General features: G+C 60.2%; 19 protein-coding genes, 1 tRNA gene and 1 pseudogene. 9 read left to right on the plus strand and 12 right to left on the minus strand.

Going from position 1 to position 23340, the window contains the following annotated elements:
* The first annotated feature begins 30 nt into the window (after positions 1 to 30).
* Entirely contained in the window at positions 31 to 405 is a 375-nt protein-coding gene (locus NRB16_RS03065) for a cupin domain-containing protein (RefSeq protein ID WP_045488311.1), read from the plus strand.
* Between the two features lie 158 nt (positions 406 to 563).
* Here NRB16_RS03065 and dsbD read toward each other — a convergent pair whose 3' ends face one another.
* On the minus strand, positions 564 to 2291 hold the full coding sequence (gene dsbD, locus NRB16_RS03070) for a protein-disulfide reductase DsbD (protein ID WP_257105444.1): 1728 nt from the start codon (positions 2289 to 2291) through the stop codon (positions 564 to 566).
* Positions 2292 to 2454: 163 nt separating this feature from the next.
* Between dsbD and NRB16_RS03075 the strand changes: the two genes are divergently transcribed.
* The 5 genes and pseudogenes from NRB16_RS03075 (at position 2455) to NRB16_RS03090 (ending at position 7976) form a co-directional block, all read left to right on the plus strand.
* Positions 2455 to 3132 (plus strand): response regulator, encoded by a 678-nt coding sequence (locus NRB16_RS03075; RefSeq protein WP_045488315.1) that lies wholly within the window; start codon positions 2455 to 2457, stop codon positions 3130 to 3132.
* Entirely contained in the window at positions 3129 to 4463 is a 1335-nt protein-coding gene (locus tag NRB16_RS03080) for an ATP-binding protein (protein ID WP_045488318.1), read from the plus strand. Before NRB16_RS03075 ends, NRB16_RS03080 begins: the two co-directional genes overlap by 4 nt.
* A 110-nt stretch (positions 4464 to 4573) precedes the next feature.
* Positions 4574 to 5344 (plus strand): annotated as a pseudogene (locus tag NRB16_RS29545) (MCP four helix bundle domain-containing protein); the annotation flags it as partial.
* Positions 5342 to 6199: a methyl-accepting chemotaxis protein gene (locus tag NRB16_RS29550; RefSeq protein WP_373568429.1), complete on the plus strand. Its 858-nt coding sequence runs from the start codon at positions 5342 to 5344 to the stop codon at positions 6197 to 6199. The pseudogene NRB16_RS29545 and the gene NRB16_RS29550, both read left to right, overlap by 3 nt.
* Positions 6200 to 6317: 118 nt before the next feature.
* Entirely contained in the window at positions 6318 to 7976 is a 1659-nt protein-coding gene (locus NRB16_RS03090) for an FMN-binding glutamate synthase family protein (protein ID WP_253113342.1), read from the plus strand.
* A gap of 107 nt (positions 7977 to 8083) precedes the next feature.
* On the opposite strand, the gene NRB16_RS03095 is transcribed toward NRB16_RS03090, so the two are convergent.
* On the minus strand, positions 8084 to 9073 hold the full coding sequence (locus NRB16_RS03095) for a hypothetical protein (RefSeq protein WP_257105445.1): 990 nt from the start codon (positions 9071 to 9073) through the stop codon (positions 8084 to 8086).
* Between the two features lie 9 nt (positions 9074 to 9082).
* Between NRB16_RS03095 and NRB16_RS03100 the strand changes: the two genes are divergently transcribed.
* Positions 9083 to 9436: a hypothetical protein gene (locus tag NRB16_RS03100; RefSeq protein WP_257105446.1), complete on the plus strand. Its 354-nt coding sequence runs from the start codon at positions 9083 to 9085 to the stop codon at positions 9434 to 9436.
* A 734-nt stretch (positions 9437 to 10170) separates the two neighbouring features.
* Here the strand turns inward: NRB16_RS03100 and NRB16_RS03105 are convergent.
* The 6 genes from NRB16_RS03105 to NRB16_RS03130 all read right to left on the minus strand — a co-directional run bounded on the left by NRB16_RS03105 (position 10171) and on the right by NRB16_RS03130 (position 17373).
* Positions 10171 to 10244, minus strand: a tRNA-Gly gene (locus tag NRB16_RS03105).
* Between the two features lie 143 nt (positions 10245 to 10387).
* Entirely contained in the window at positions 10388 to 11281 is an 894-nt protein-coding gene (locus NRB16_RS03110; protein WP_045488363.1) for an alpha/beta fold hydrolase, read from the minus strand.
* Positions 11282 to 11629: 348 nt separating this feature from the next.
* Complete coding sequence (locus tag NRB16_RS03115) at positions 11630 to 12322, minus strand: pseudouridine synthase (protein ID WP_257105447.1); 693 nt, start codon at positions 12320 to 12322, stop codon at positions 11630 to 11632.
* A 2-nt stretch (positions 12323 to 12324) separates the two neighbouring features.
* Positions 12325 to 12555, minus strand: coding sequence for a cysteine-rich CWC family protein (locus NRB16_RS03120; protein ID WP_045488369.1), 231 nt, complete (start codon positions 12553 to 12555; stop codon positions 12325 to 12327).
* Positions 12552 to 14021 (minus strand): sensor domain-containing diguanylate cyclase, encoded by a 1470-nt coding sequence (locus tag NRB16_RS03125; protein ID WP_045488371.1) that lies wholly within the window; start codon positions 14019 to 14021, stop codon positions 12552 to 12554. Before NRB16_RS03125 ends, NRB16_RS03120 begins: the two co-directional genes overlap by 4 nt.
* 103 nt (positions 14022 to 14124) lie before the next feature.
* Positions 14125 to 17373 (minus strand): dermonecrotic toxin domain-containing protein, encoded by a 3249-nt coding sequence (locus NRB16_RS03130; protein ID WP_257105448.1) that lies wholly within the window; start codon positions 17371 to 17373, stop codon positions 14125 to 14127.
* A gap of 299 nt (positions 17374 to 17672) precedes the next feature.
* Here NRB16_RS03130 and NRB16_RS03135 point away from each other — a divergent pair, with 299 nt between their 5' ends.
* Together NRB16_RS03135 and ung are read left to right on the plus strand one after the other, a co-directional pair.
* Positions 17673 to 18101 (plus strand): hypothetical protein, encoded by a 429-nt coding sequence (locus tag NRB16_RS03135; RefSeq protein WP_257105449.1) that lies wholly within the window; start codon positions 17673 to 17675, stop codon positions 18099 to 18101.
* Positions 18102 to 18223: 122 nt separating this feature from the next.
* Positions 18224 to 18916, plus strand: coding sequence for a uracil-DNA glycosylase (ung, locus tag NRB16_RS03140; RefSeq protein WP_257105450.1), 693 nt, complete (start codon positions 18224 to 18226; stop codon positions 18914 to 18916).
* A gap of 203 nt (positions 18917 to 19119) precedes the next feature.
* Here ung and NRB16_RS03145 read toward each other — a convergent pair whose 3' ends face one another.
* From NRB16_RS03145 to NRB16_RS03160, 4 genes are read right to left on the minus strand one after another with little or no spacing between them, the layout of a single operon-like run.
* A complete protein-coding gene (locus tag NRB16_RS03145; RefSeq protein ID WP_257105451.1) occupies positions 19120 to 20151 on the minus strand; it encodes an AbrB family transcriptional regulator in 1032 nt (343 codons plus the stop codon).
* A complete protein-coding gene (locus NRB16_RS03150) occupies positions 20144 to 21658 on the minus strand; it encodes a tripartite tricarboxylate transporter permease (RefSeq protein WP_257105452.1) in 1515 nt (504 codons plus the stop codon). The genes NRB16_RS03145 and NRB16_RS03150 overlap by 8 nt, the downstream gene beginning before the upstream one ends.
* A gap of 1 nt (position 21659) precedes the next feature.
* Entirely contained in the window at positions 21660 to 22118 is a 459-nt protein-coding gene (locus NRB16_RS03155; protein WP_045488385.1) for a tripartite tricarboxylate transporter TctB family protein, read from the minus strand.
* A gap of 60 nt (positions 22119 to 22178) precedes the next feature.
* Entirely contained in the window at positions 22179 to 23159 is a 981-nt protein-coding gene (locus NRB16_RS03160; RefSeq protein ID WP_045488388.1) for a tripartite tricarboxylate transporter substrate binding protein, read from the minus strand.
* Positions 23160 to 23340: the final 181 nt, after the last annotated feature.

The raw sequence follows: 23340 nt of genomic DNA on the forward strand, positions 1-23340 counted from the left end.
CACCACTCAATCAGCCAGGAGTGTCAGTCCATGAATCCGCTCAACACGCAATCGATCAACCTGCTGCACAAGGTCTCGCTACTCAACGAGCAGTGGTCACCCCGAGTGGTGGCCGAGATGAACGACTACCAGTTCAAGGTGGTGCGCATTCAGGGCGAGTTCATCTGGCATTGCCATGCCGAGACCGACGAAACCTTTCTGGTGCTCGACGGTAATCTGCGCATCGATTTTCGTGACGGGCATGTGCTGTTGGGCGCTGGCGAGCTGTACGTGGTGGCTAAAGGTGTCGAGCATAAACCGTACGCCGAGCACGAGGTCAAACTGCTGCTCATCGAACCTCGCGGGGTGCTCAACACCGGGCATGAAGGTGGCGAGCGCACCGCGCAGAACGACGTGTGGATCTGACGGGCCCACCTCAATACTGTTCGATTAAGCGCTTTATGTCCCCGGTGGGAGCTACCTTGGTAGCGAAGAGGCCAGTAAAAACACTGCATCTGCTGTGAATGTGCCGCCGCCTTCGCCAGCAAGCTGGCTCCCACTGGTCTAACTGACAAGTATTGGATTTAACCTCGGTTCAGGGTGGCGTTGGCATGGCGGATGAATTCGTCAGCGCTTACTTCACCGGTGATGCGCGCCTCGCGGCGTTCCTTGCCATCCGGTCCGATCCACAGCAGGGTCGGCGGCCCCAGTACTTCAAAGCGCTTGAGCAGCGCCTGGCTGGCGGTATCGGCGCGGGTGACATCAGGTTTTACGATGCGCACGCCACTGAGACTGGCCTGTACCTCAGGGTTGGCGAACACCTTGGCTTCCATGGTTTTACAAGACACGCACCAGTCGGCGTAATAGTCGACCAGCACCCACTGGCCCTGATTACGCGCTTGAGCCAGTTGCTCTTCAAGCGCCTGCAGTGAGTCGAGTTTTTGACTGGCAGGCGCACTGCTGAGCAGCGGCGCGCTGCGGCCGGCATACACCGAAAGTGGCTGCCAAGGATCACTCGCGCCGCCCGCAGCGCCGACCAGCATCAGCACGCCCCACACCCCCAATACACCGGCAGCGGCGCGGCCTGCTGCTCGGCGAGCGCTGCGCTGCCTGGCCAGATCGCGCAGCCAGGCTGCGAGCATGATTGCCAGCACGCCCCACAGCCCCAACCACAAGGTATCAGCCAGCAGCGGGCGGGCGACCAGCAGTGCGGTGGCAAGAAACACATAGCCGAACAGCGCCTTGAGCTGTTCCATCCACGCCCCAGGCTTGGGCAGCAAGCGATTGCCTACGGTGACCAGCAACATCAGCGGCAGGCCCATCCCCAGACCCAGCGCAAACAACACCAGGCCACCGTGCAGGGCACTGCCGCTTTGCGCAATGAACAGCAGCGCGGCGGCCAAGGGGGCGGTCATGCACGGGCCGATCATCAGCCCGGAAAACAGCCCGAGCAGGCCGGCACTCAACACACTGCCGCCGCGTTGCTGCTGGCTGGCACTGTCGAGCCGGTCACGCAAGAAGGCGGGCAGTTGCAGTTCGAACAGACCAAACATCGGTAAGGCCAGGATGACGAACAGCAGGGCAAAACTGCCCAGCACCCAGGGTTGTTGCAGCGCCGCCTGCAGGTTGGCGCCGAGCAATGCTGCCGCCACGCCCATGGCGGCGTATACCAGTGCCATGCTCAACACATAGACACCGGCCAGCAACAACCCCCGACCGGGTGCAGTGCCTTTGCCGACCACAATCGCGGCCAGGATCGGCAGCATGGGCAGTGAGCAGGGCGTGAAGGCCAGCAACAGGCCCAGGCCGAAGAATATCAACAGGCTCCAGCTCAGTGTCTGCTGCTCCAGCATTCCGGACAGTGCCTGATCTGTGGCCTGCAATGGCGGTTTTTCAGCCGGGTCTGCCTGCAAGGCCACTTCCCGGCTTTGCGGCGGGTAACACAGGCCGGCGTCTGCGCAGCCCTGCCAGCTCAGCTTGACCAAACTGGCCGAACCCGGCGGGATGCTCAGGCTTAAACTGTGACGATAGACCTCGCTGTCGCCAAAGTAGTCATCATGATGAGCCTCGCCTTCTGGCAACGAAGGCATTTGCTCAGGCGTCAGCCCAGAGAATTGCAGGCGCTGCTTGTACAGGTAATAGCCCGGGGTTATTCGCCAGTACAGCTGGGTCGAACCATCGGCTTGCGCATCGATACTCAAGGCAAAGGCCTGGTCGGCGGGCAAAAACTCAGCCTGCCGGCTGCCCAGCAACCCGTTGGCCGATACCACGCTAGAAAACAGCAGCACGATTAGCAACATCAATGTACGCATGGGAGCCCCTGTTTCAGTCACGGTGGACGGGCAGCATGCGAGTGAGGCATTAACAGCGGGTTAATAGCGGGCGATGCAGTGTTTTACGGCGCGGACATGTCCGATAATGCCGTCTTAATCGAAATGGCCGATGATTGGCTGATATTGATACCGGAGTTGCCCCATGCACGTATTGCTGATCGAAGACGATGCGCTGATCGCCAGTGGTATCGTGGCCGGGCTCAATGCCATGAGTCTTACCGTGACCCATGTGGCCGATGCACGCAGCGCCGAGGCCAGCCTGCGCATGGGGCATTTCGACGTGTTGATTCTCGATCTGGGCCTGCCCGATGAAGACGGCATACGTCTGCTGCAACGCCTGCGCCAGCAGGGCATGGAGTTGCCGGTGCTGATCCTCACAGCACGCGATGCGGTCACCGACCGGGTCACCGGTCTGCAGGCCGGTGGCGATGATTATCTGCTCAAACCTTTCGACCTGCGCGAACTGGCAGCGCGCCTGCATACGCTGGTGCGCCGTGCCGCCGGGCGCAGTGTGAACATCGTCGAGCATGGCCCGTTACGCTTCGATCCGGGGACGTGCCAGGCCTGGCTTGACAGTGAGCCGGTGCATTTGCCACGCCGTGAACTGGCACTCTTGCAGGTGCTGCTCAACAACCCGACCCGGGTGCTCAGCAGCGACAACCTCAAAGATGCCCTGTACGGCTTCAGCGAAGACGTCGAGAGTAACGCGCTGAACGTGCACATCCATCATCTGCGGCGCAAGCTCGGCAACAGCATTATCGAAACCGTGCGCGGGCTGGGCTATCGATTAGGCCCGGCCGGTCGAGAAGTGGAGTCATGAGTCTGCGCCTGCGCCTGACCCTCATGCTGGGCTCGTTTTTCGTGCTGCTCTGGCTGTTGGCGGCAGCCTGGATGTTACAGAACCTGCACGGGCAGATGATGCGCTCGCTCGATGGCCGGCTGGAGGCATCGGCGCATATGGTCGCGAGTCTGTTTGCCCAGTTGCCCCATATTCAGGATAAGGACGGTTCGCGCGTGCCGATCAGTGCCGAGCAACTGGCGGTGGCCAACGGTATGGCCTGCCAGGTCAGCTCCTTGCGTGGTGAGGTGCTGCTCAGCAGCCAGACCGCTCCTGATCAGGCCCTTGAGCCCGAGGCTCACGGTTTTAGCCAGCAGGTGATCGAAGATGTCGTATGGCGCACCTTCACCCTGGTCGCGGGGAATTTACGCATCACCACTGCTGATAAACTCAATGACCGCGACCATCTCAATCGCTCGGTGCTGTTCGCCGCCGCCTTGCCGGTCCTGGTCGCCTTGCTGGGCAGTCTGGCGCTGTTGTGGTTCTGTGTCGGGCAGGGACTCAAGCCTTTGCAGGTCATGCGCGAAGCCTTGACCCGGCGCGACGCCGACTCGTTACATCCCTTGCAGATGGGCGCTCTGGCCGGTGAACTGCAACCGCTGGTCGACACCCAGAACCAATTGTTTGCGCGCATTGCCCAGACCATCGAGCGCGAGCGGCGTTTCAGCGGCGATGCGGCCCATGAGTTGCGCAGCCCGCTGACCGCGATCAAGACCCACCTGCAAGTGGCAAGGATGGTGCACGGCGAAGACGACCCGTCGTTGGCCCATGCCGAGGCTGGAGCCGATCGCCTGCAACGCACCCTTGAGCAATTGCTGTTGCTGGCACGGGTCGAAGGCAGCCAGGACTTTAACGATGGCATGCAGGGTTCGGCCGAGGACGTGGCACGCATGGCCATTGCCGATATCGACCCGGCGCAGCGCCCGCGAGTGGTCCTGCAACTGGCGGCCGACTTGCCCGCCGCGCCGATTCAGGCGCCGGTCACGCTGGTGGTGTCGGCGCTGCGCAACCTGCTGGAAAACGCCCTGCGTCACTCCTCGGCGCAAAGCCCGGTCGAGTTTTGGGTGCGTCACAGCGAGGCGGGGTTGCAGTTCTGCGTGTCTGACCGGGGACCGGGAATGGCGCAAGAGCAGATCCCCAACATGACCCGGCGCTTCTGGCGCAAGACCGGCAGTGACGGCAGCGGCCTTGGCCTGTCGATCGTCGAAGCCATTGCCGAGCGTTGCGGCGGCAGTCTGGTGTTCAGCAATCGGGCCGATGGGCTGGAGGTGACGTTCAGCCTGCCTGAGTCGTTGACTGCCAAGGATTATTGAAGTCGCCTTTCCAGCATACATTTTGGTTGATGAATCAATTCATCAATTGCTTCAATTTATGACATGTCATGCCGATAGCCTCTCAATATCAATCGAAGGGATCGGCAATGATGGGACTGCGTAACTTTGGTATTGCACCACGAGCGTCGATTTTTTTCGGCATCATGGCGTTGCTGGTCCTTTTTCTGGGGCTGATGAGTCTCAATAAAATGTCCAGCCTTTACGACGCCACGACGAGCATTGCTCAGGACAGCCTGAAACCGACTCGGATCCTCGGTGAGCTGGCCGATACCACCACCCGCCTGCGTACTGTTTCGTACGTTATCCAGGTAGGTCGCTCGCAGGCAGACATTGATAAAGGCGAAGCGCGTCTTGAGGTGCTGACCAAAAAGGTCAACGCCAGCATGGACGAGTATGCGCCTTTGGTAGGCAGTGCCGAAGAGGCCGATAAATTTCGTCAGCTCAAAGAAGCACTCGCTAATTATCTGCTTGCGCAGGACACGCTGCGCAAAGCATCCATTGACAAGCGTGACGGAGAAATTCTGGGCCTGATCAATGGTGATCTGAAGCGTTACTCCGATCAGATGGCGCCGTTGATTCAATGGTTGCTGGACGTGAATCGTCAGGATTCTGACAAGGCTGTTGCCGATGCCGCTGACCAGTATCTATCGGCGCGTAATATTGTTATCACCGTGCTGGTGCTGGCTGCGATCATGACGGCCCTGCTCGCGGTGATTTTTACCCGCAGCATTGTGCGTCCTCTGGATGAAGCCGTGCAGGCCGCCGAAACAGTGGCCAGCGGCGATCTGACGCAAACTGTCGAGCCCGATGGCCATGATGAGGTTTCGCGCTTGCAGCAGGCATTGCGGAAGATGCAAATGAATCTGCGCGATACCTTGCAGCAGATTTCCGGGTCGGCAACGCAGGTGGCTTCTGCTGCCGAAGAGCTCAATGCCGTCACCGAGGAAGGGTCACGTTCGTTGCAGCAGCAAAGCAACGAGATAGAGCAAGCGGCTACCGCGGTAAATGAAATGACGGCAGCGGTCGAAGAAGTGGCCGGCAACGCGGTCAGCACCTCTACGGCGTCGCAACAATCCAGTACCTCTGCGTTGCATGGCCGTCAACGTGTGCAAGAGACCGTCACTGCCATCCAGAAAATGAACGAAGACGTTGGCAACACCGCTGATCAGATACGCAACCTCGCGGAACAGACGCGTGACATCGGTAAAGTACTGGATGTCATCCGGGCCATTGCCGAACAAACCAACCTGTTGGCACTCAACGCGGCTATCGAAGCGGCAAGGGCGGGGGAAGCCGGGCGCGGTTTCGCGGTCGTCGCCGATGAAGTAAGGGCTCTTGCCCATCGTACTCAGCAGTCGACCCAAGAGATCGAGGTGATGGTCGGGGGCATCCAGCAAGGCAGCAGCCAGGCGGTCGTTTCGATGCAGAACAGCAACGCTCGTGCTCAGGCCACTCTGGATGCCGCTCGAAGTGCTGGCGAGGCTCTTGAGGAGATTACCAAGAGCGTCAACCTGATCTCCGATCGCAACCTGGTGATCGCCAGTGCAGCTGAAGAGCAGGCACAGGTATCGCGAGAGGTTGATCGTAACCTGGTCAATATCCGTGACCTGTCGCTGCAATCTTCGGCCGGAGCCAAACAAACCAACTCCGCCAGCCAGGAATTGTCGCGGTTGGCTGTCGATCTCAATCAAATGGTGGGTCGCTTCAAACTTTGAAGTTGTCCAGTACCGGAGCGGGGCGTGTAAACCTTCTGGCACTCTGTTGCTTGAATCCATCAACAACAGGGGATTATTGCTATGGTGATCCTACCGTGCCATGCCAGAAGGAAATCCCATGAGTTTTTCGCTGCTCAGTCGTTATGCGTTCTTTGTCTGCTGCGTCGTGTTCACCTTGGCGACCCTGCCGTTCGTGCACCAGCATGAATGGCTCTGGATATTCACCCTGGTGCTGGGGTTGTTGAGCCTGCAGGGCATCTTTGATCTTTTACAGTCGCGTCATGCTGTACGGCGCAACTACCCGATCCTTGGCAACATCCGCTACCTGATCGAAGGCATCCGCCCGGAGATTCGCCAGTATCTGCTTGAAGCCGACGACGAGGCCACGCCGTTTTCCCGCGCCCAGCGCGCGCTGGTTTACTCCCGGGCCAAAAGCGAAGCCTCGGACAAACCGTTTGGCACCTTGATGAACGTCTACCAGACCGGCTACGAATTCATCAGCCATTCGATGCGCCCCGCGCCCTTGTCAGACCCTGAAAGTTTTCGGGTTGAGATCGGCGGGCCGCAATGCACGCAGCCTTACTCGGCTTCGGTATTCAACATCTCGGCCATGAGCTTCGGCTCGCTCAGCGCCAATGCGATTCGCTCGTTGAACAAAGGCGCGAAGATGGGCCATTTTTCCCATGACACCGGTGAGGGCAGCATCAGCCCTTACCACCGCGAACACGGTGGTGATCTGGTCTGGGAACTGGGCAGTGGCTACTTCGGCTGCCGGACGGACGACGGCAAGTTCGATGCCGAGAAATTCGCCCGCCAGGCCGGCGACCCCCAGGTGAAGATGATCGAGATCAAGCTCAGCCAGGGCGCCAAGCCCGGCCATGGCGGGATCTTGCCCAAGCACAAGGTTACCCAGGAAATCGCCAGCACCCGTGGCGTGCCGATGGGCCAGGATTGCATCTCGCCATCGAGCCACAGCGCCTTCTCCACGCCGCTGGAACTGATGCACTTCATTGCCCGGCTGCGTGAGTTGTCCGGCGGCAAGCCCGTGGGTTTCAAGCTGTGCCTGGGCCACCCCTGGGAGTTCATGGGCATCGCCAAGGCCATGCTGGAAACCGGCATCCTGCCAGACTTCATCGTGATCGATGGTGCAGAGGGCGGCACTGGCGCCGCGCCAGTGGAGTTCACCGACCACCTTGGCGTGCCGATGCGCGAAGGCCTGTTGTTCGTGCACAACACCCTGGTGGGCATCAACCTGCGCGACAAAATCAAACTCGGCGCCAGCGGCAAGATCATCAGCGCCTTCGATATTGCCAGTGTCCTGGCCATCGGCGCCGACTGGGGCAACGCCGCACGCGGCTTCATGTTCGCCATCGGCTGCATCCAGTCCCAGTCGTGCCACACCAACAAATGCCCGACCGGTGTCGCCACCCAGGACCCGCTGCGCCAGCGCGCGCTGGTGGTCGAAGACAAAGCGACCCGGGTCTATAACTTCCACCGCAGTACCTTGAAGGCCCTGGCCGAAATGCTCGCCGCCGCCGGTTTGACCCATCCACGGCAACTGACGGCACGGCATCTGGTCCGGCGCATGTCTGCCACAGAGGTCAAGCTGTTCTCGCAAATGCATGTGTTCCTCAAGCCCGGAGCATTGCTTGGCGGCCACGTTGAGGGTGAGTTTTACGAGCGCATGTGGCGGGCGGCGCGGGCCGACAGCTTTGATCCGATGCCGGCCGATGAAACGGCGATGGAGCCTACGCTGGTGGGGCAGGCGCGGGCCTGACCGGCGGCTTTTTCCGGATCAGTTGTTGTCCTGAACTGATCGGCCTTGGCCCTGCATGCTGCACTGCCCGTGGTGTTTACCTGATGAACCACGGGCAGTCGCAGGGTTTAATTGCCGCGGTTAAGGGGTGTCTCGGCTTTGGGTAAAGCAGGCTTCACTGGCGTGGAGACTTCGTTCCCCGTGCCCTTGATGCCGGGGTTGGCATTGTCGTTCATGAGCACCGTCGGGTAGTTCTTCTGGGTCCAGGTACGCCAGCTGGAGACGCCAATCATCATCTGCAGCGAGTAATCCAGTGAGTTGAATCCTGGCGTAAAAGGCTCGCCGGATTTGAGGTTACGGTAGAAAGGCGCTACCGCCGCTTCATTGACCTTGCAGCCGGCCACGCGCTCGTAGGTTTCATTGTCGCTGCCGGGAAGCGCGACTGCTCTGAGGCAGCTATCCGGGTAGCTGGGGTTGAACTCTGGTGCACGTTCGCCCCGAGTGTCCATGGCTCGGCCGTGGCAGCTCATACAGCTGGACAGTGGACTGTCGACCGGGCCGTTCATGCGGCCCAGGTACCCCATCTGGTCATCGGGTGCACGCTTGGCGAACATGCGCTTGGCTTCGGGGTTGATCCAGCTCTCTTCAGGACGCTTGCCTGCCTGGTAATCGGCGTAGGTCAGGTTCGGCGAGTTGCCCCATTCCAGACCCACAGCAATCAGATTATCCCAATAGTTGGCCGCTTGACGCTCGCCGTTGAATACAAAGGTACCGAACACCCAGCCGCTATGGGTCGCGTCTGCCTGTTCCTTGACCGCGATATCCATTTGCAGCAGGCGAACTGCCCTTGGCTGGCCGTTACCATCGATGTCGGCTTTCCATACCAGATTGTTACCCTTGAGATAGGGCGCTTCGCTATCGGTGGCATCGGTGAACAACAGCTTGGCGGTGACCGTGCCTACAGGGAAAAGCGTGTTGGTGGTTACGGGCCGTGCCGGGTCTGCCCATACGTTGCCGAAGGTACTGGCACCCAATTCGTTGTAGAACCCTACCGCCCAGTTATTTGCCCGGCGTGTCTGGTTGGGGCCTAGTTCATGAAAGCGGCTGCGCCTTTCCATGGTCAGTCCATGGACCGGTTCGCGTTTATCGTGCATCCAGGGGGCGTGGTACCAAGGACGTACGGCGTTTTTCTGCAATTGCCAATCAACTTCGGTATTACCTTCGACAACATAGCTCAGGACCGCGGCCATGTACTTCTCTGGTTCGGTTTTGTAATCAATGCCGCTCCAGGGGAACGCCGCGACAGAAGCGGGCGGTTGCCGGGGGTATTGATTGCTGATGCTGAAGCAGGGGAAATCGCTGATGCAGGGCGCTTTGGCGGAGGTATTGAACTGTTCTATGGCGGCCTTTTCGTAGCCGTTATCGCTGGACAGGGCATGGGCGTTGAGCCCATAGACAGTGGCCACCGCTGTTATGACTGAACACACTATATGCTTATATGACATCGCGCACTCCTTGGGCTTTTTTTCATCACGTGTTGCTGATCAAGTGTTGTTTTAATAAGTGTTAATCACGCGGATCGATGCAAGTTGATCAATCAGGTGCTCGCTAACGACGTCCGCGTCCAATACGCGAAAATGTCTTTGAGCCGAGTCTGGATTAGCCGGCTGCCGGGATATCGCAGAACGGATGCAACGCCTGGCGAGTCATTGGCGGGCTGAACGCACCCAAGACCAGAGGGCCAATAGAAAGCCCGCGTGGTGCTTACGCTGCGACCTGGATTGCTTGCTGGCATGGACCATCCTGATGCCTTCCCTGGATTCGTGCCGCTCGCGTAATACCGCTGCGCGACTGTGATGTACGGATGGATTGAGTCGAAAGGCTTTTGCTTGGAACCGGCTTCGGATTCAAACCGGGCTTTACGAGCTCGGAAATGTACTCCGGATCCGATGACGGCAAAACGAATATTTAGCACATTGCCATCATTTCTTGGGTGTCGTGCTTTTTGTTGCAGGTAGCCGTCGATATTGGATCGGGAGGGGGATGATGCAGGCAGTCGCTGCGCACGTTCATTCGACGACGCTATGGCCGGTTTGGTTAATGCGCAGTAGAAGGCAGGGACAGGAAGATTGCGATGCTTATCGCGAATAGCCAAAGCCAGTTACTGCGTGGCTTTGAGGCTATCGTCGGTGAGCGATGGTCACCGGGAGGAGACTGGAGCGGGTGAAGGGAATCGAACCCTCGTTATCAGCTTGGGAAGCTGGAGTAATGCCATTATACGACACCCGCTTTGCGCGCCTGACTTTGTACCAGATAGAGCGGGTTAAATGAAGCGTTGATTTACTGACCGATCATTCAGGCAACATTCGCCGAGAGGCTTTGGTGGGCATCGGCGAATGTATGTGCTTGGTTGGGGCCGGGTACGGCAGGTTTCAAAGAGCAAATGCGTGAGTTCCCTGTGGCTGGTGGTAGGCATGACGGGTATTGCTGGCAGATACCGCACCTGGCTGCAGAAATCCCAGCAGGGCGTGTTTCGAGTCGCGGCAGGCGGCCTTGTTTTCCATGTCGAGGAAATGACCGGCGTCCTGGATGGTGCTGAAGCTGCAGTCTTGCACGTACTTGGTGAAATGGTGGACATCCTGGCCACTGGTGTATTCGTCCAGCGCACCGTTCATGAACAGGACGGGGATTTTGATATTGCTCGCGGCTGCCAGGTAGTTCTGCGGGTCGACTGCCAGCACCTGGGTGATGTGATGATGCATCTGGTCGTATTCGTGCAGGTCCAGACTGCTGACATGCCGATAGTTGAAGCGTTTGAACAACGAGGGCAGGTGCTTGCCGATGGTGTCGTTGATCAGGTGACCGACTTCGTAACGGTTACGTTCGCCCAGGTGTTTCACGCCGCGCAGCAGATAGTCCTGCATGGCGTCGTTGATGACCGGCGAGAACGAACTGACAACGGCTTTCTCGATGCGCTTGGGACGCTGCGCCAAGGCCAGCAGGGTTGCCACCCCGCCCCATGAAAAGGACATGACATGATCGGCATGGAAGTGCTCGATCAGTTCCAGCAGCAGATGGGCTTCTATCTCACGGCTCAGCGGTGCTTCGTGGGTGTTGTGCGGTTTGGAACGACCGGCGTACGGCTGGTCGAACAGGACGATGTTGAACTGTGGGTACAGGTTACGTACGGTCTGCGCATAGGACGCGGTGGTGGCCAGTGAGCCATTGACCATGATGATGGTCTTTTCCGCGGCGTCTGCACGATAGAATTCCGTGTAAACCCTGAACAGTCCTTGTATATCAAGCACAGCGATTTCTGGGCTCATATGTCTTCTCCTGGCGTAGACAAGGGTTACCAAGCAGTCGAAAACGGCCGGCGTTTTTCAACGGCTTGTTACGCGCAAATCAATTTGCACGAGTTTCGTGACAGGTAGGCATATGCCTTGGTTAAAAGCCCATGTCGATCCGAACCATCTGTCCGACAGGTATTGTTATTAGGCGGGCGATTTGTCGCGGGCCTGAATGGCCCTGGTACGGCAAAAAGGTTTCTTAGAATGCGGGTATGACTTGTCGGTCACATGTGGACCGACGTCTGGATTCAAGCAGTCGATCCGGGAACCCGCAAGTGCCGTTCGTATGAAGTCACATTTCGTGGGGTGTGGGCCGACTGACGGTCAGATCGAGTCGACTTCCTGGGCCGTCAGTGCGCGAAACCGGCCCGGTTTCAACCGCTCATCCAGTAGCAAAGGGCCCATGCTTTCGCGGTGCAGGCGCATCACTTTGTTATCGAAGTGGCCGAACATCCGCTTTACCTGATGATAGCGGCCCTCGACGATACTCAGCCGTGCCTGGCGTGGGCCGAGCAAGGTCAAGTGAGCGGGCTGGGTGGTGAGGTCTTCGAAGGCGAAATAGAAGCCTTCAGCGAAGCGCGCCACATACCGTTCGTCGATTACCTGCTCGGTTTCAACGTAATACACCTTGGGCAGTTTGGTCTGCGGCTGGGTCAGTCGCCGCGACCACTGGCCGTCATTGGTCAGCAGCATCAGGCCGGTGGTATTGAAGTCCAGGCGCCCGGCGATATGCAGTTCATGCCGGTCCGGCACATCCAGCAGGTCGAGCACCGTCGGATGCCGATCATCCTGGGTCGCACTCACGCAGCCCATCGGTTTGTGCAGCATGAAGTAACGCGCCGGCTTGCCTGCCTGTAACACCTCGTCGTCCAGTTGCACGAGGCTGAACTCGCGGACCTCGTGCAGCGGGTCACGGGTGGTGTTGCCATCGACCCGGACCCGGCCAGCAATCAAGAGCAGCCGCACTTGCTTGCGGCTGAACTGGGGCAGGTTGCCAAGGAAGCGATCCAGGCGCATGGTCAGGCGCCGTCCTGCGCCAGGGTATCGACAATCCCTGCGCAGCGCGGGCACAGGCAGGCTTTATTGCGCAGGTCATCGGGCAGGGCGGCGAGGCGGGCAGGGTCGATGCTGACACTGAAGCACCAGCAAGCCTGGGCGGCGGTACGCGGATCGGCCAGCGAGCAGTCGTTGCTGTAGCCGCATAATGGGCAGCGTTGGGCGATGGCGCTGCTCTGCGGTATTGCACTCATACCGGTACTGCCCGCTCGACGCACACTTGATTGCGGCCGCTTAGCTTGGCCTGATACAGCGCCCGGTCAGCGCGGGCGATCAGATCGTGCAGGTTGTCGTTGGGCAGGCGCTCGGTCAGGCCGACGCTGACGGTGACCTGCAGCATGCTTCCGGAAAAAAAGTAATCGTGTTGCTCAGCCAACCGGCGAATCTGCTCGGCCACGCGCTGGCCGCCGGCCAGGTCGCTGTCTTTGAGCAACACGATGAATTCCTCGCCACCCCAGCGGCAAATCACGTCGGACTGGCGCAGGCAACTCTTGAGGTCTTCCGCGAAGCCCGCCAGCACTGCATCGCCTGCCAAATGGCCATGGGTGTCGTTGAGGTGTTTGAAGTGGTCCAGGTCCAGCAGCAGGGCGGTCACCGGGCCGGGGCTGTCCAGGGTATTGCTGGCCAGCAGATTGAAACCGCGACGGTTGGGCAGGCCGGTCAGGGGGTCGAGCGTGGCCTGGGCTTCCAGGCGGCTCTGGTAGCGGTGCAGGGTCTTGTTCAGTAACAGCATGACGATCAGGGTCACCGCCAGGCAGATCGCCAGGTTCAGGTAGAGTGAATGGCGGATGCCGTCCAGCGCGCCGTTTTCCTTTTTGGTGACGAACAGGAACCAGTTCAGTTCAGGGATGAAGCGCACATTGACGAAGCTGTCAGCGCCTTCGGCGGTGTACTCGTAACTATCGCTGTTGGCCTGGGGCAGTTTTTCCATGAGCGTGCCCAGGCCGGGCAGGTCCAGCAGCGTCTGGCCGGCCTGCGGATCGTGCGGGCTGCTGCTGGTGCCGGTGAGCACCACAACGCCGCGGGTGTCGACGAAAAATACGCCGCGATCATAGCGCTGCTGGTAGCGGTCGATCAGCTTGACCACTGCATCAACGGTCAGCCCGACCCCGGCGGCGCCGATGAAGCGATTGTTGTAGTCGAACACCTTGTAGTTGATGAAGAAGCTCGGCCGGTCCTGGTTGGCCATGTCCGGATCGAAGCTGATCTCGTAGGGCTCGCTCATGTCCCGAACCCGGTAGTACCAGGCATCGCGGGGTTCGCCGGGCTTGATGGTCTTGAGGATGCCCTTGGCCTGGTAGTAGATCCCGGTCTTTTCGGAAATGAAAAATGAGGTATAGGCGCCGTAGTGATCATGCACCTCGCGCAGGTAGCGGATGATCTGCTCGGGGTTGTTCTCGCCGCTCACCACCCAGTCGCGCATGAAGGTGTCACGCGACATCATTGAGGCGATCAGGGTTGGGCGCACCAGGTCCTTCTGGATTTCCGAGTAAACCGTGTCGGAGGTCAGTGGCAGCTCGGTATGAATGATGTTGTCGCGGATCGAGCTGCGCGAGGCGTAATAGCTCAGCAACGAGGTGACCAGAAAACCGCCTGCCAATAGCAATGCCAAGGTGAACAACAAGGTGCGCTGTGAGGTGATGGCATTGGGAAAAGGCATAACGATTCCGGGTGGCTGGTAAACCGCTGAGGGCGGCATAGTAGACGAAACCCATTGCTGTGCTCTATCACTGCGTGGCCAGCATTTATCGGGCCAGATTGCTTCACGGGCTGATCGGGCGTCCCGGCAGCCGTGCAGGCACAGTGTAGACCGGTGCCTGGCCGATCAGCCCTTGCAGCGCGGCGCAGCGGCAATGCACCAGAAGTATCCGGTCGTAATGAATGCCCTGCTGAAAAAGATTACCGAACAACTCGTCCAGCGTCGCCGGCAGGCGGCCAAACCGGTTGCGTACCGTCAGCACGTCCATCGGGGTCGGTGGCAGTTGTCCGGAGAAAAAGCCGCTGTTGCTGTTGCGCACTGTCCGGCCGACATCGTCGTAACTTTCTGCACCGGCACTCTGGTATTTCGCCAGCGTGTAATTTTTCAGGCGACCCGGCAGCGAGGTGCCGGCCAAGAGTTTGTCGGTGGCGACCAACGGCGGCAGCGCGGGTGTGTGACCGGCCGGGCTGGAAATGGCAAACGGGCTGACCCGCTGGCTGACCACCCGGTGCAATCCGGGATCGATCAATATATGGCCGTGAGGCGCATAGGTGTGGATTTGCGTGCCGTTCGGGATTTTCACGGTTTTGCTCCACGGCAGGTAGTAGCCATGGGTGCTCACCACCAAGGTGCGCGCCTGGCCGCGGTCTGAGGTCCAAAGCAGGAACTTGCGGCCCAGCTTCCACACATGCACTGGCAATTGGCCGTACTGCGGGCCGCTGAAGGTCCAGCGTTTGAGCAGGCCGCCGTTATGAAAGAACGGCTCCAGGCGGGTCTGGCGGGGCATGGTCGGGCCGCCGATCCGTTGTCCGGGCGCCCGTGCCTGGGCGACGGTGCGCAACACGCGCCGGCCGTTGTCGAGGAGCTTACGCTGGGCGTCCAGTACCCGGACAGTGGCCGGGCCCACGCGCCAAAGAGCGAAGCTCAAAAGCGATGCCAGTGCCTGTTGCTTTTCCGGGTAGCGACGGCCGGGCAGGTTGGCCATGGCGATCTCAGTACCTAGCACCCCCAGTTCGGTCGCCAGGGCCGCGACGGCCGCCGGTGTCAGGACCAGTGACATGGGCGCCAGCAGCCATTGCAGATGACGCAATTGCCCGCTCCAGTAGCGCAGGGTCTGTTGCGTAGGGGTGACAATCTGCTGACGGGCGTGCTCCAGCGCGTTGGCCCTGAGGGTCTGGCACATGTAGGCAAACGGTTGCCCGGCTGGCAGCGGCTGTTCGTACAGTGACTGATCATGGCGTTGGTGGCGATCGGGCTGATACAGAATGTCGGACCAGGGGCGCAGAATCGAGGGCGGTGTCTGCAGCGGTGCCTGGCTGGTCCAGAACCTGAACAGATAATCCAGGCGTTGCTGATGCCGGTCTGGTACGTAACGCATTACCGTCGTGCGCCAGTCGGAATCAGCCATCGCGTTGAGCAGGTAGCGGTTCATCTGATCGGCGTCGGCGAACTCGATAAAGCCGTTGGCCTGCCCGGCCTGGTACAACACCCGCTGCTTGAGTTGGGCCGGTGCCAGCATCAACAGGCTGCAGCACGGTTGCTGCTCAAGGCCTTCGATGAACGAACTCTGCACTTCAAAGCCCAGTACGCTCCAGCTGGCGGCCGGGTCGCTCAGGGCCTCGACCACGCGGTCGAAGCCGCCACGCTGCAAATTGCCCTGCTTGAGCGCGACGATCGCCTGGCTGATCATCGCGGCGCGCAAGGCGTGTTCCACCTGGGCTTGCTGTTGTGTCCAGAATGTTTCAATGCGCCGGCTGACCAGTGTCAGGAAGTCAGTTCGCTCGATGTGCACGGCCAGTTGTCGGGCACTGAGCGGCAGTTGTTTATCCGCTTGCCACTGACCCTTACCAGTAGGGTCGTGCCAGATTGCCCACTTGCCACCTTCATCGATGTAGCCCTCGGGCTGTTCAGCCTGATAGCGGCTGATCAATGCCTTGGCGATGTTCATCGGCCGGGTTTCGGGCGTATGAATACGATTGCCAGCCTGACGTACATGGCCCAGCGGGGTTCGTCGTTGGCCAGGGCGCCAGGCGACGAACACCTGGCGTGGGTTGAGATCAAGCCCGTGCTGCTTGTGCAGCCAGTCGCGCATCAGGCCGGTGGCGATGTTCATTGGCGCGGGCAGGCTGTCGAGAATGGCTGGCCGTGCCTGCCACAGCTCTGCGGCGCCGGCCAGTGCCAGCGCCGGTCTGGCTGGCTGCCACATGAATGCGTCGCTGCCGGTCCGCGTAAAAGACTCGGCAGCGCGCTGGCTGGCCCGTTGCAGGGCGTGCATCGGGTCCCCCACATACAGGCGTGCTTCGATCTGGCCGGGTTGTTGGTGATACAACCAATGGCGGTGGATGGCAGAGTCGTTAAGTTCGCCCAGCAGACGTTCGGTCATGTAGCTGGCGTTGTCGCTGATGTATTCGACAGGGCGCCGTCCTGAACCAGGCTGGTGGATGAAGCAGTGTGCAGTTAACGGCGAGCGTACCTGAAACAGCCCGGGGACTACCTCATCACCAAGATGCAACAGCCAGATCTGCGCACTGCGCGACGGGCCAGTGTCGAGCATTGCCTCAGGCGTCTCGGGCGGCTGGGCATAACCCAGCGCATCGAGGGCAAGGTAATAACCCTCGCGGTGCAGGTGTTTGCGCTTGAATTGCCGGGCCAGTTCATCCAGCCAGGACAAACGGGCCAGTTGACGCCAGGTGTCAGCGTGGTGTCGCCAGAACCTGTCAAGCTGTTGTTGGTAGTCGTCTGCCCAGGGTTGGTCGATGATGTTGCGCAGCAAGTCGCTGCGTTTGAATGACGGCAGTTCCGCCAGTGGCGCATCGTCAATCACTTTGGCCCGTGCCAGATGCGGCAGCTCTGACCGATCACCGGCCCTCACCGCCAACTGGCTCAGGTTCAATTCCAGGCTTTGCTGCTCCGGATCGACGCCGCTATGAGGGCTTTCGATGCGCAGCCGAAGCGTGTCTGGGGCCAGCGGTTTGCCTGCAATTTCATGCAGCCAGTCAGTCAGACGCTTGCGCACATAGCGCGGCCAGGCCGCAGGGGCGTCCATGTCCAGTTGCAGGCTGCGCAGCAGCAGTACCGAGTCGGCCAGCAAGGCATAGCCCGGACGTCTGCGCAGACGGGCCAGTTGCTCAAGGCGCCGGGCATTCAAAAGGCGGGTATCGTCGGTGGCCGGTTCTGGCTCGGGCTGAGGGAGGCGGATATCGAAAAACGGTGAAGTTGCAAAGGCATTGGCAGCGGGCAAACTGTCGGTACGCTCCTGATCCTGGCCGGCAAGCAGAATCGGTCTGGGAGGGATGACACTGGGATCATGCATGGCAGAGACTCGAATGAGAAAAGCCACGCACTATGTCGTTGTTGTCGGTGCCGATGAGGGTAATTATTTATGGATCGCGCAGAATAGCGGCTATGAAATTTTTTGTTGCATTGTCACGAAGCGCCGCGAGGCCGATGGCATGGGATGCGCGGGACTTTCATGTGGTTTTCGACGGCCTGGCGAAGGATTGTTACCGCACCAGAATCGGTTTTTCCGGTCTTATGTAATGTCCCCCAGAATCGGGCGGATACGCGGTCAGCGGCGCTGATTCGCGACCACTCGCGGTCCAGGAGGCCGCCATGTATCGACGATCCCTGCTTGTTCTATTGGTTCTTTCACTGGCCGGCTGTTATGGAGGCGCCAGTTACTATGAATCGGATGTCTATACCCAGCCTACGATTGCACGCGGCTATTACGACGGCCCGGGTTATTACCAGGAGCGACGCATCTATGTAGCACCCCCACCGCGCTATTACGGTCCACCACCGCCCCGTTATTACGCTCCACAGCCGCGTTATTACGGTCCGCCACCAGGGCCGCGGCTCTATGTACCCGGCCGCCCGCCGGGCCAGGCCTGGGAGCATCGTGGCCGCGATTATGACCGCCACCCTGATCGTAACCGCTGGGATGACCGGCGTGATCGTAACCGCTGGGACGATCGTCGCGACCGCAACCGTTGGGATGATCAACGCCAGCGTGACCACAACCGCTGGGATAACCGGCGCTAACCTTGCCTGATGAATGACGGCGCCTGATACGGCGCCGTTTTCATGGCAGCGGCGATCAGGTGCATTTGACTTTGCCTGCGAGCTTTTCTAGTGTCCGCGCAACGTTTTTAGCAGGCACCTTCATGACAAGCGACGACCGGATCAAACTCGAACCCAGCTGGAAGCACGCACTGCGTGAAGAGTTCGAAAAACCCTACATGGCTGAGCTGCGCGAGTTCCTGCGGCAGGAGCATGCCGCCGGCAAGCAGATCTTTCCGCCAGGGCCGCTGATTTTCAATGCGCTGAACTCAACCCCGCTGGACAACGTGAAAGTGGTGATTCTCGGCCAGGATCCGTACCACGGTCCGGGCCAGGCCCATGGCTTGTGCTTCTCGGTACAGCCGGGTGTGGCGACGCCGCCGTCGCTGGTCAATATTTATAAAGAGCTGCACCGCGACCTGAACATCGACATACCCAACCATGGTTGCCTGCAATCCTGGGCAGACCAGGGCGTATTGCTGCTTAATACCACCCTTACAGTCGAGCGGGCCAATGCCGCTTCACACGCCGGGCGTGGCTGGCAGCATTTCACTGACAAAGTGATTGAAGTGGTCAGTGCTCATCAGCCCAACCTGGTATTCCTGCTCTGGGGCGCGCATGCACAGGGCAAGCGCAAGCTGATAGACGCCACCAAACACCTGATCCTCACCTCGGTGCATCCGTCACCGCTGTCGGCTTACAAAGGTTTTATCGGCAATGGCCATTTCGGGCGGACCAACAAGTTTCTCGAACAGAACGGCCTGACGCCGATTGACTGGCGGCTGCCTGCGCTTTGAACTGGGCCACATGAACGGGGTTTTGTAGGGGTAATGCCGATCAGTTAAGCGATTATCGAACCTTGCTCGGTCTTGGTGGGAGGAGCCGGCCGGCTCCTCCCACAGGACCGCGCAGACCTTAACTGATCGGCATTACTTCGTAGGAGCAGCTTTAGCTGCGAAGCCTTGGCGGTTGCAGGTACCTACACGGGGTCGCGTGCGCACTAAGCGCTGTTTCTAACCCAGCGCCGATACAGCGGCTCGGCCAGAAACAGCACGAACAGCAAGCGCATGACCTGCATGGCGGTGACCAGCGGCACCGACAGTTGCAACACCTCCGCAGTCAGGCTCATTTCGGCTATCCCGCCGGGCATCATGCCCAGCGTCAGCGAGCGCACATCCAGATGGGTGAGGGCGCCCAGGCCAATGGCCGCGAGGCTGGCGGCCAGCATCATCAGTGACGTGCCCAACAGGGTGCGCGCCAGAAATGATGGCGCGCGACGAAAGAATGCCCGGTTGAAGTGACAGCCCAGGCCGCTGCCGATCAGCAGTTGCCCCAGTTGGCTGGCACCGTTGGGCAGGCCCAGTTGCAGGTCGCAACTGATGCTCGCCACCGAGGTGAGCAGCAACGGCCCGAACAGCCAGGGGTTGGGTTGTTTCAGGCGTTGCCATAACCACGCGACCACTGCGCCGCCGAGGCTCAGACCCAGCAGCCAGCGCCAGTCGACGCTGACCGGATGGCTGAGCAGCGCACCATCGCCTATCAGGTATTTGAAAATGGCCGGGACGCACAGCACGACAGCCAGTACCCGCAAGCTTTGCGCTGCCGCCACGCTACTGAGGGTGGCGCCGTTACGCGCGCCAAGGTTGACCATTTCCTGCGAGCCGCCTGGCATGCTGGAAAAGAATGCGGTAGGCCGGTTTTCGCCGGTGCGCAGCATCAGCCACACACCGATCAGGCAAGACAGGCCCGTGATCAGCGCGCCGCTGAGGATCAGACCAAAATGGGCGATGACCTGCTCGACCACGGCGGGGTTGAAGTGCAGGCCAATGCCCACGCCGATGATCAGTTGCCCGAACTTGCGCCCGCCCGGCACCGGGCCCAGTTGCCACGGCGTCAGGCAGCGCACCAGGATGACCGCCAGCAGCGAGCCGACCATCCATGGCAACGGCCAGCCGATCAGGCTGGCCAGGTAGCCCCCCGCTACGGCTACAAACGGGGTGGCCCACCAGTTGCGAAAGGAACTGTCAGGCATCAGCCACTGCTGCACGTTGTTTGGCGCGCTTGCGCCAGATGCGGTACAGCGGGAACAGCAGCATGAACACTGTGAGCACCCAGACGCCCATGGTAATCGGGCTGTTCCACAGAATGCCCAGTTCGCCATTGGAGATCGACAGCGCCCGGCGCAGGTTCTGCTCCATCAGACCACCGAGGATGAAGCCCAGCAGAATCGGTGACAACGGAAAGTCCATCTTGCGCAGGATGTAACCGAAGATGCCGATGCCGACCATCAGGAACAGGTCGAAGGTCGTCGCGTGGACGGCATAAACGCCAATCGCGGTGATGATCGCGATCACCGGCACCAGCGCCCAGTTCGGCACGGCAAGGATGCGGGTGAAGATCCGGATCATCGGGATGTTGAGGATCACCAGCATGACGTTAGCGATGAACAGCGAGGCGATCAGGCCCCAGACGATGTCCGGCTGCTGCTGGAACAGCATTGGCCCTGGTGTGATGTTATACAGCGACAGGGCGCCGATCATCACCGCCGTGGTGCCTGAACCCGGCACGCCGAGGGTCAGCATCGGCACCAGCGCGCCGCAGGCGGTTGCGCCAATGGCGGTTTCCGGTGCCGCCAGGCCACGCATGTCGCCCTGGCCGAACTTGCCGCTGGCGCCAGCGATGCGTTTCTCTGTCATGTAGGCCACAGCACTGGCCAGGGTCGCGCCGGCCCCTGGCAGCACGCCGAGAATGAAGCCCATCAAGCCACAGCGCAGGTTGACGAAAAATACCGCCGCTGCTTCCTTGAAGTTGAACAGCATGCGCCCGGTGGCTTTGACCGCTTCCTGGCCACGATGGGTCTTTTCCAGCAGCAGGAGGATTTCACTGATGGAAAACAGGCCCAGCACCAACACCACAAACTGAATGCCGTCAGTCAGATGGATGTTGTCACCGGTGAAGCGATACACACCGCTGTTGGCATCGATGCCGACCGCCGACAGGAACAGGCCGATCAGGGCCGCGATAAAGGTTTTCAGCGGTCGGTCACCGGCCATCCCGCCGAGGCAGACAATGGCAAACACCATGAGGACAAAGTATTCGGCCGGACCGAAAGCGATGGCCCATTTGGCCAGCAATGGGGCGAACAGCACCATGCCGCAGGTGGCAATGAAGGCACCGATGAACGAACTCCAGGCAGACAGCGACAATGCGACACCGGCCATGCCCTTGCGAGCCATCGGGTAGCCGTCGAGGGTGGTCATGACCGTGGAGGCTTCACCCGGAATGTTGAGCAGGATCGAGCTGATCCGCCCGCCGTATTCGCAGCCCAGATACACCGCTGCCAGCAGGATCAGCGCCGACTCCGGCGGTAGGCCCAGGGCGAAGGCGATCGGGATCAGCAACGCCACCCCGTTGATCGGGCCCAGGCCCGGCAGCAGGCCGACGATGGTGCCGATCAGGGTGCCAGACAGAGCGGTGACCAGGTTGTAAGGGGTCAGGGCAACGCCGAAGCCTTGGCCCAGATAGCTGAAAGTATCCATATCAATTCTCCAGAACGCTGAGCAAGCCCAAGGGCAGGGGAACGTCCATGGCTTTATCGAATAGCAAGTAGAGGCCGATGCTCATCAGGGTGACCACCACGGCACCGGGCAGCCAGCGGCCGCCATACAGCCGGGCCATGGGAATGCCGATCAGGACGCTGCTGAGAATGAAGCCCAATGGTTCGAACAGGCCGGCAAACACCAGCAGCAGGCCGATGCACACCGCGATCTTGACCAGGGTTTCACGATCCAGTGGCGGTTCGTCCTCGGTATGGACGATGGGCGTGGGACGAAACAGCATGTACAACAGCGCAGCGGACATCAGCCCCAGCATCAGCAGCGGGAAAGCCCGTGGGCCCACCGGTTCGTAAGAAAATGGCGCTTGATAAGGCCAGGCCATCAGCGCCAGGGCCGCACATACCAATAGCAGCACGGCAGCAAGAAGTCGTTGCAAGACCATGATGATCTCCTGCGTTGCGCCTCTTGAGACGCAACGGCTAGTCAGACAAGTGGGTTCTGATTACTGAATCAGGCCGAATTCCTTGGCCAGCAATTTGTAGTCAGCCACCTGTTTCTTGACGTAGGTATCGAGCTCGGCGCCGGTCATGGCAAACGGGAACAGCTCGCGCTGGTCGCGCAGTTTGGCGAAGTCTTCCGAGGCCAGCACTTTGTCGAACGAGGCTTTCCACCAGTTGTAGTCTTCGTCGCTGACTTTCGGGCCGAGGTAGAAACCACGCACCACCGGCCAGACAATGTCGTAGCCCTGTTCCTTGGCGGTCGGGATGTCTTTCATTTCCGGCTCGTCGATACGCTTGTCGGCGAAGACGGCCAGCAGCCGCATGTCACCGCTGAGGATGTGCGGCATTGAGTCGGAGATGTCGGTACTGCCCACCTGGATGTGGCCGCCGAGCAGTGCCGTGGCGATTTCTCCACCGCCTTCGAGAGCGACATAGCGCAGGGCGCGCGGGTTGATACCGGCGGCTTTGGCGATCAGTGCCGTCTGCATCCAGTCCTGGCTGCCGACGGTGCCGCCGGAGCCGATCACTACTTTGCTCGGGTCGGCCTTCAAGGCTTTGACCAGATCGTCGAGGTTCTTGTAGGGCGAGTCACTGCGCACGGCAATGGCGCCATAGCTGGTGCCTACGGCTGCCAGCCAGCGTACAGCGTTTTCATCGAAACGACCGAATTTGCCCTGCGCCAGGTTGAGCAGCGAGCCGCTGGACCAGGCCACCAGCGTACCGGCATCGGCCGGCCGCTGGGCGACCACCGCGTTATAGGCTACCGCACCCACGCCACCCGGCATGTAGGTCACGCGCATCGGCGAGGTGAGAATCTTCTCGTTGATCAGCGCGCTTTGGACCAGCTTGCAGGTCAAGTCAAAGCCGCCGCCGGGGGAGGCCGGTGCGATGCATTCGGGGCGTTTGGGTTCAGCAGCGAACAACTGGCTGGCCATCAGCATGGCGCCGGCCGCGAGGGCAAGATGGTGCAAGGGTCGTTTCATGGGGCAGTCTCCTGAAGCGTTTCTTGTTTTTAAAGGGTGAAGCAGGGCTGCTGAGCAAATCTCAGGCAGCAGCGTGCACCGGTGTCATCACTGGCATCGGAGTTCTGGAAGACGGGGTATAGACAAGTGGGAGTGGCGTACCGCGAGCGCAGCGCATCGTGCTGTTCGGGTCAATGAGCGC

It is taken from the genome of Pseudomonas sp. LJDD11 (assembly GCF_024584215.1).
GTDB lineage: Bacteria > Pseudomonadota > Gammaproteobacteria > Pseudomonadales > Pseudomonadaceae > Aquipseudomonas.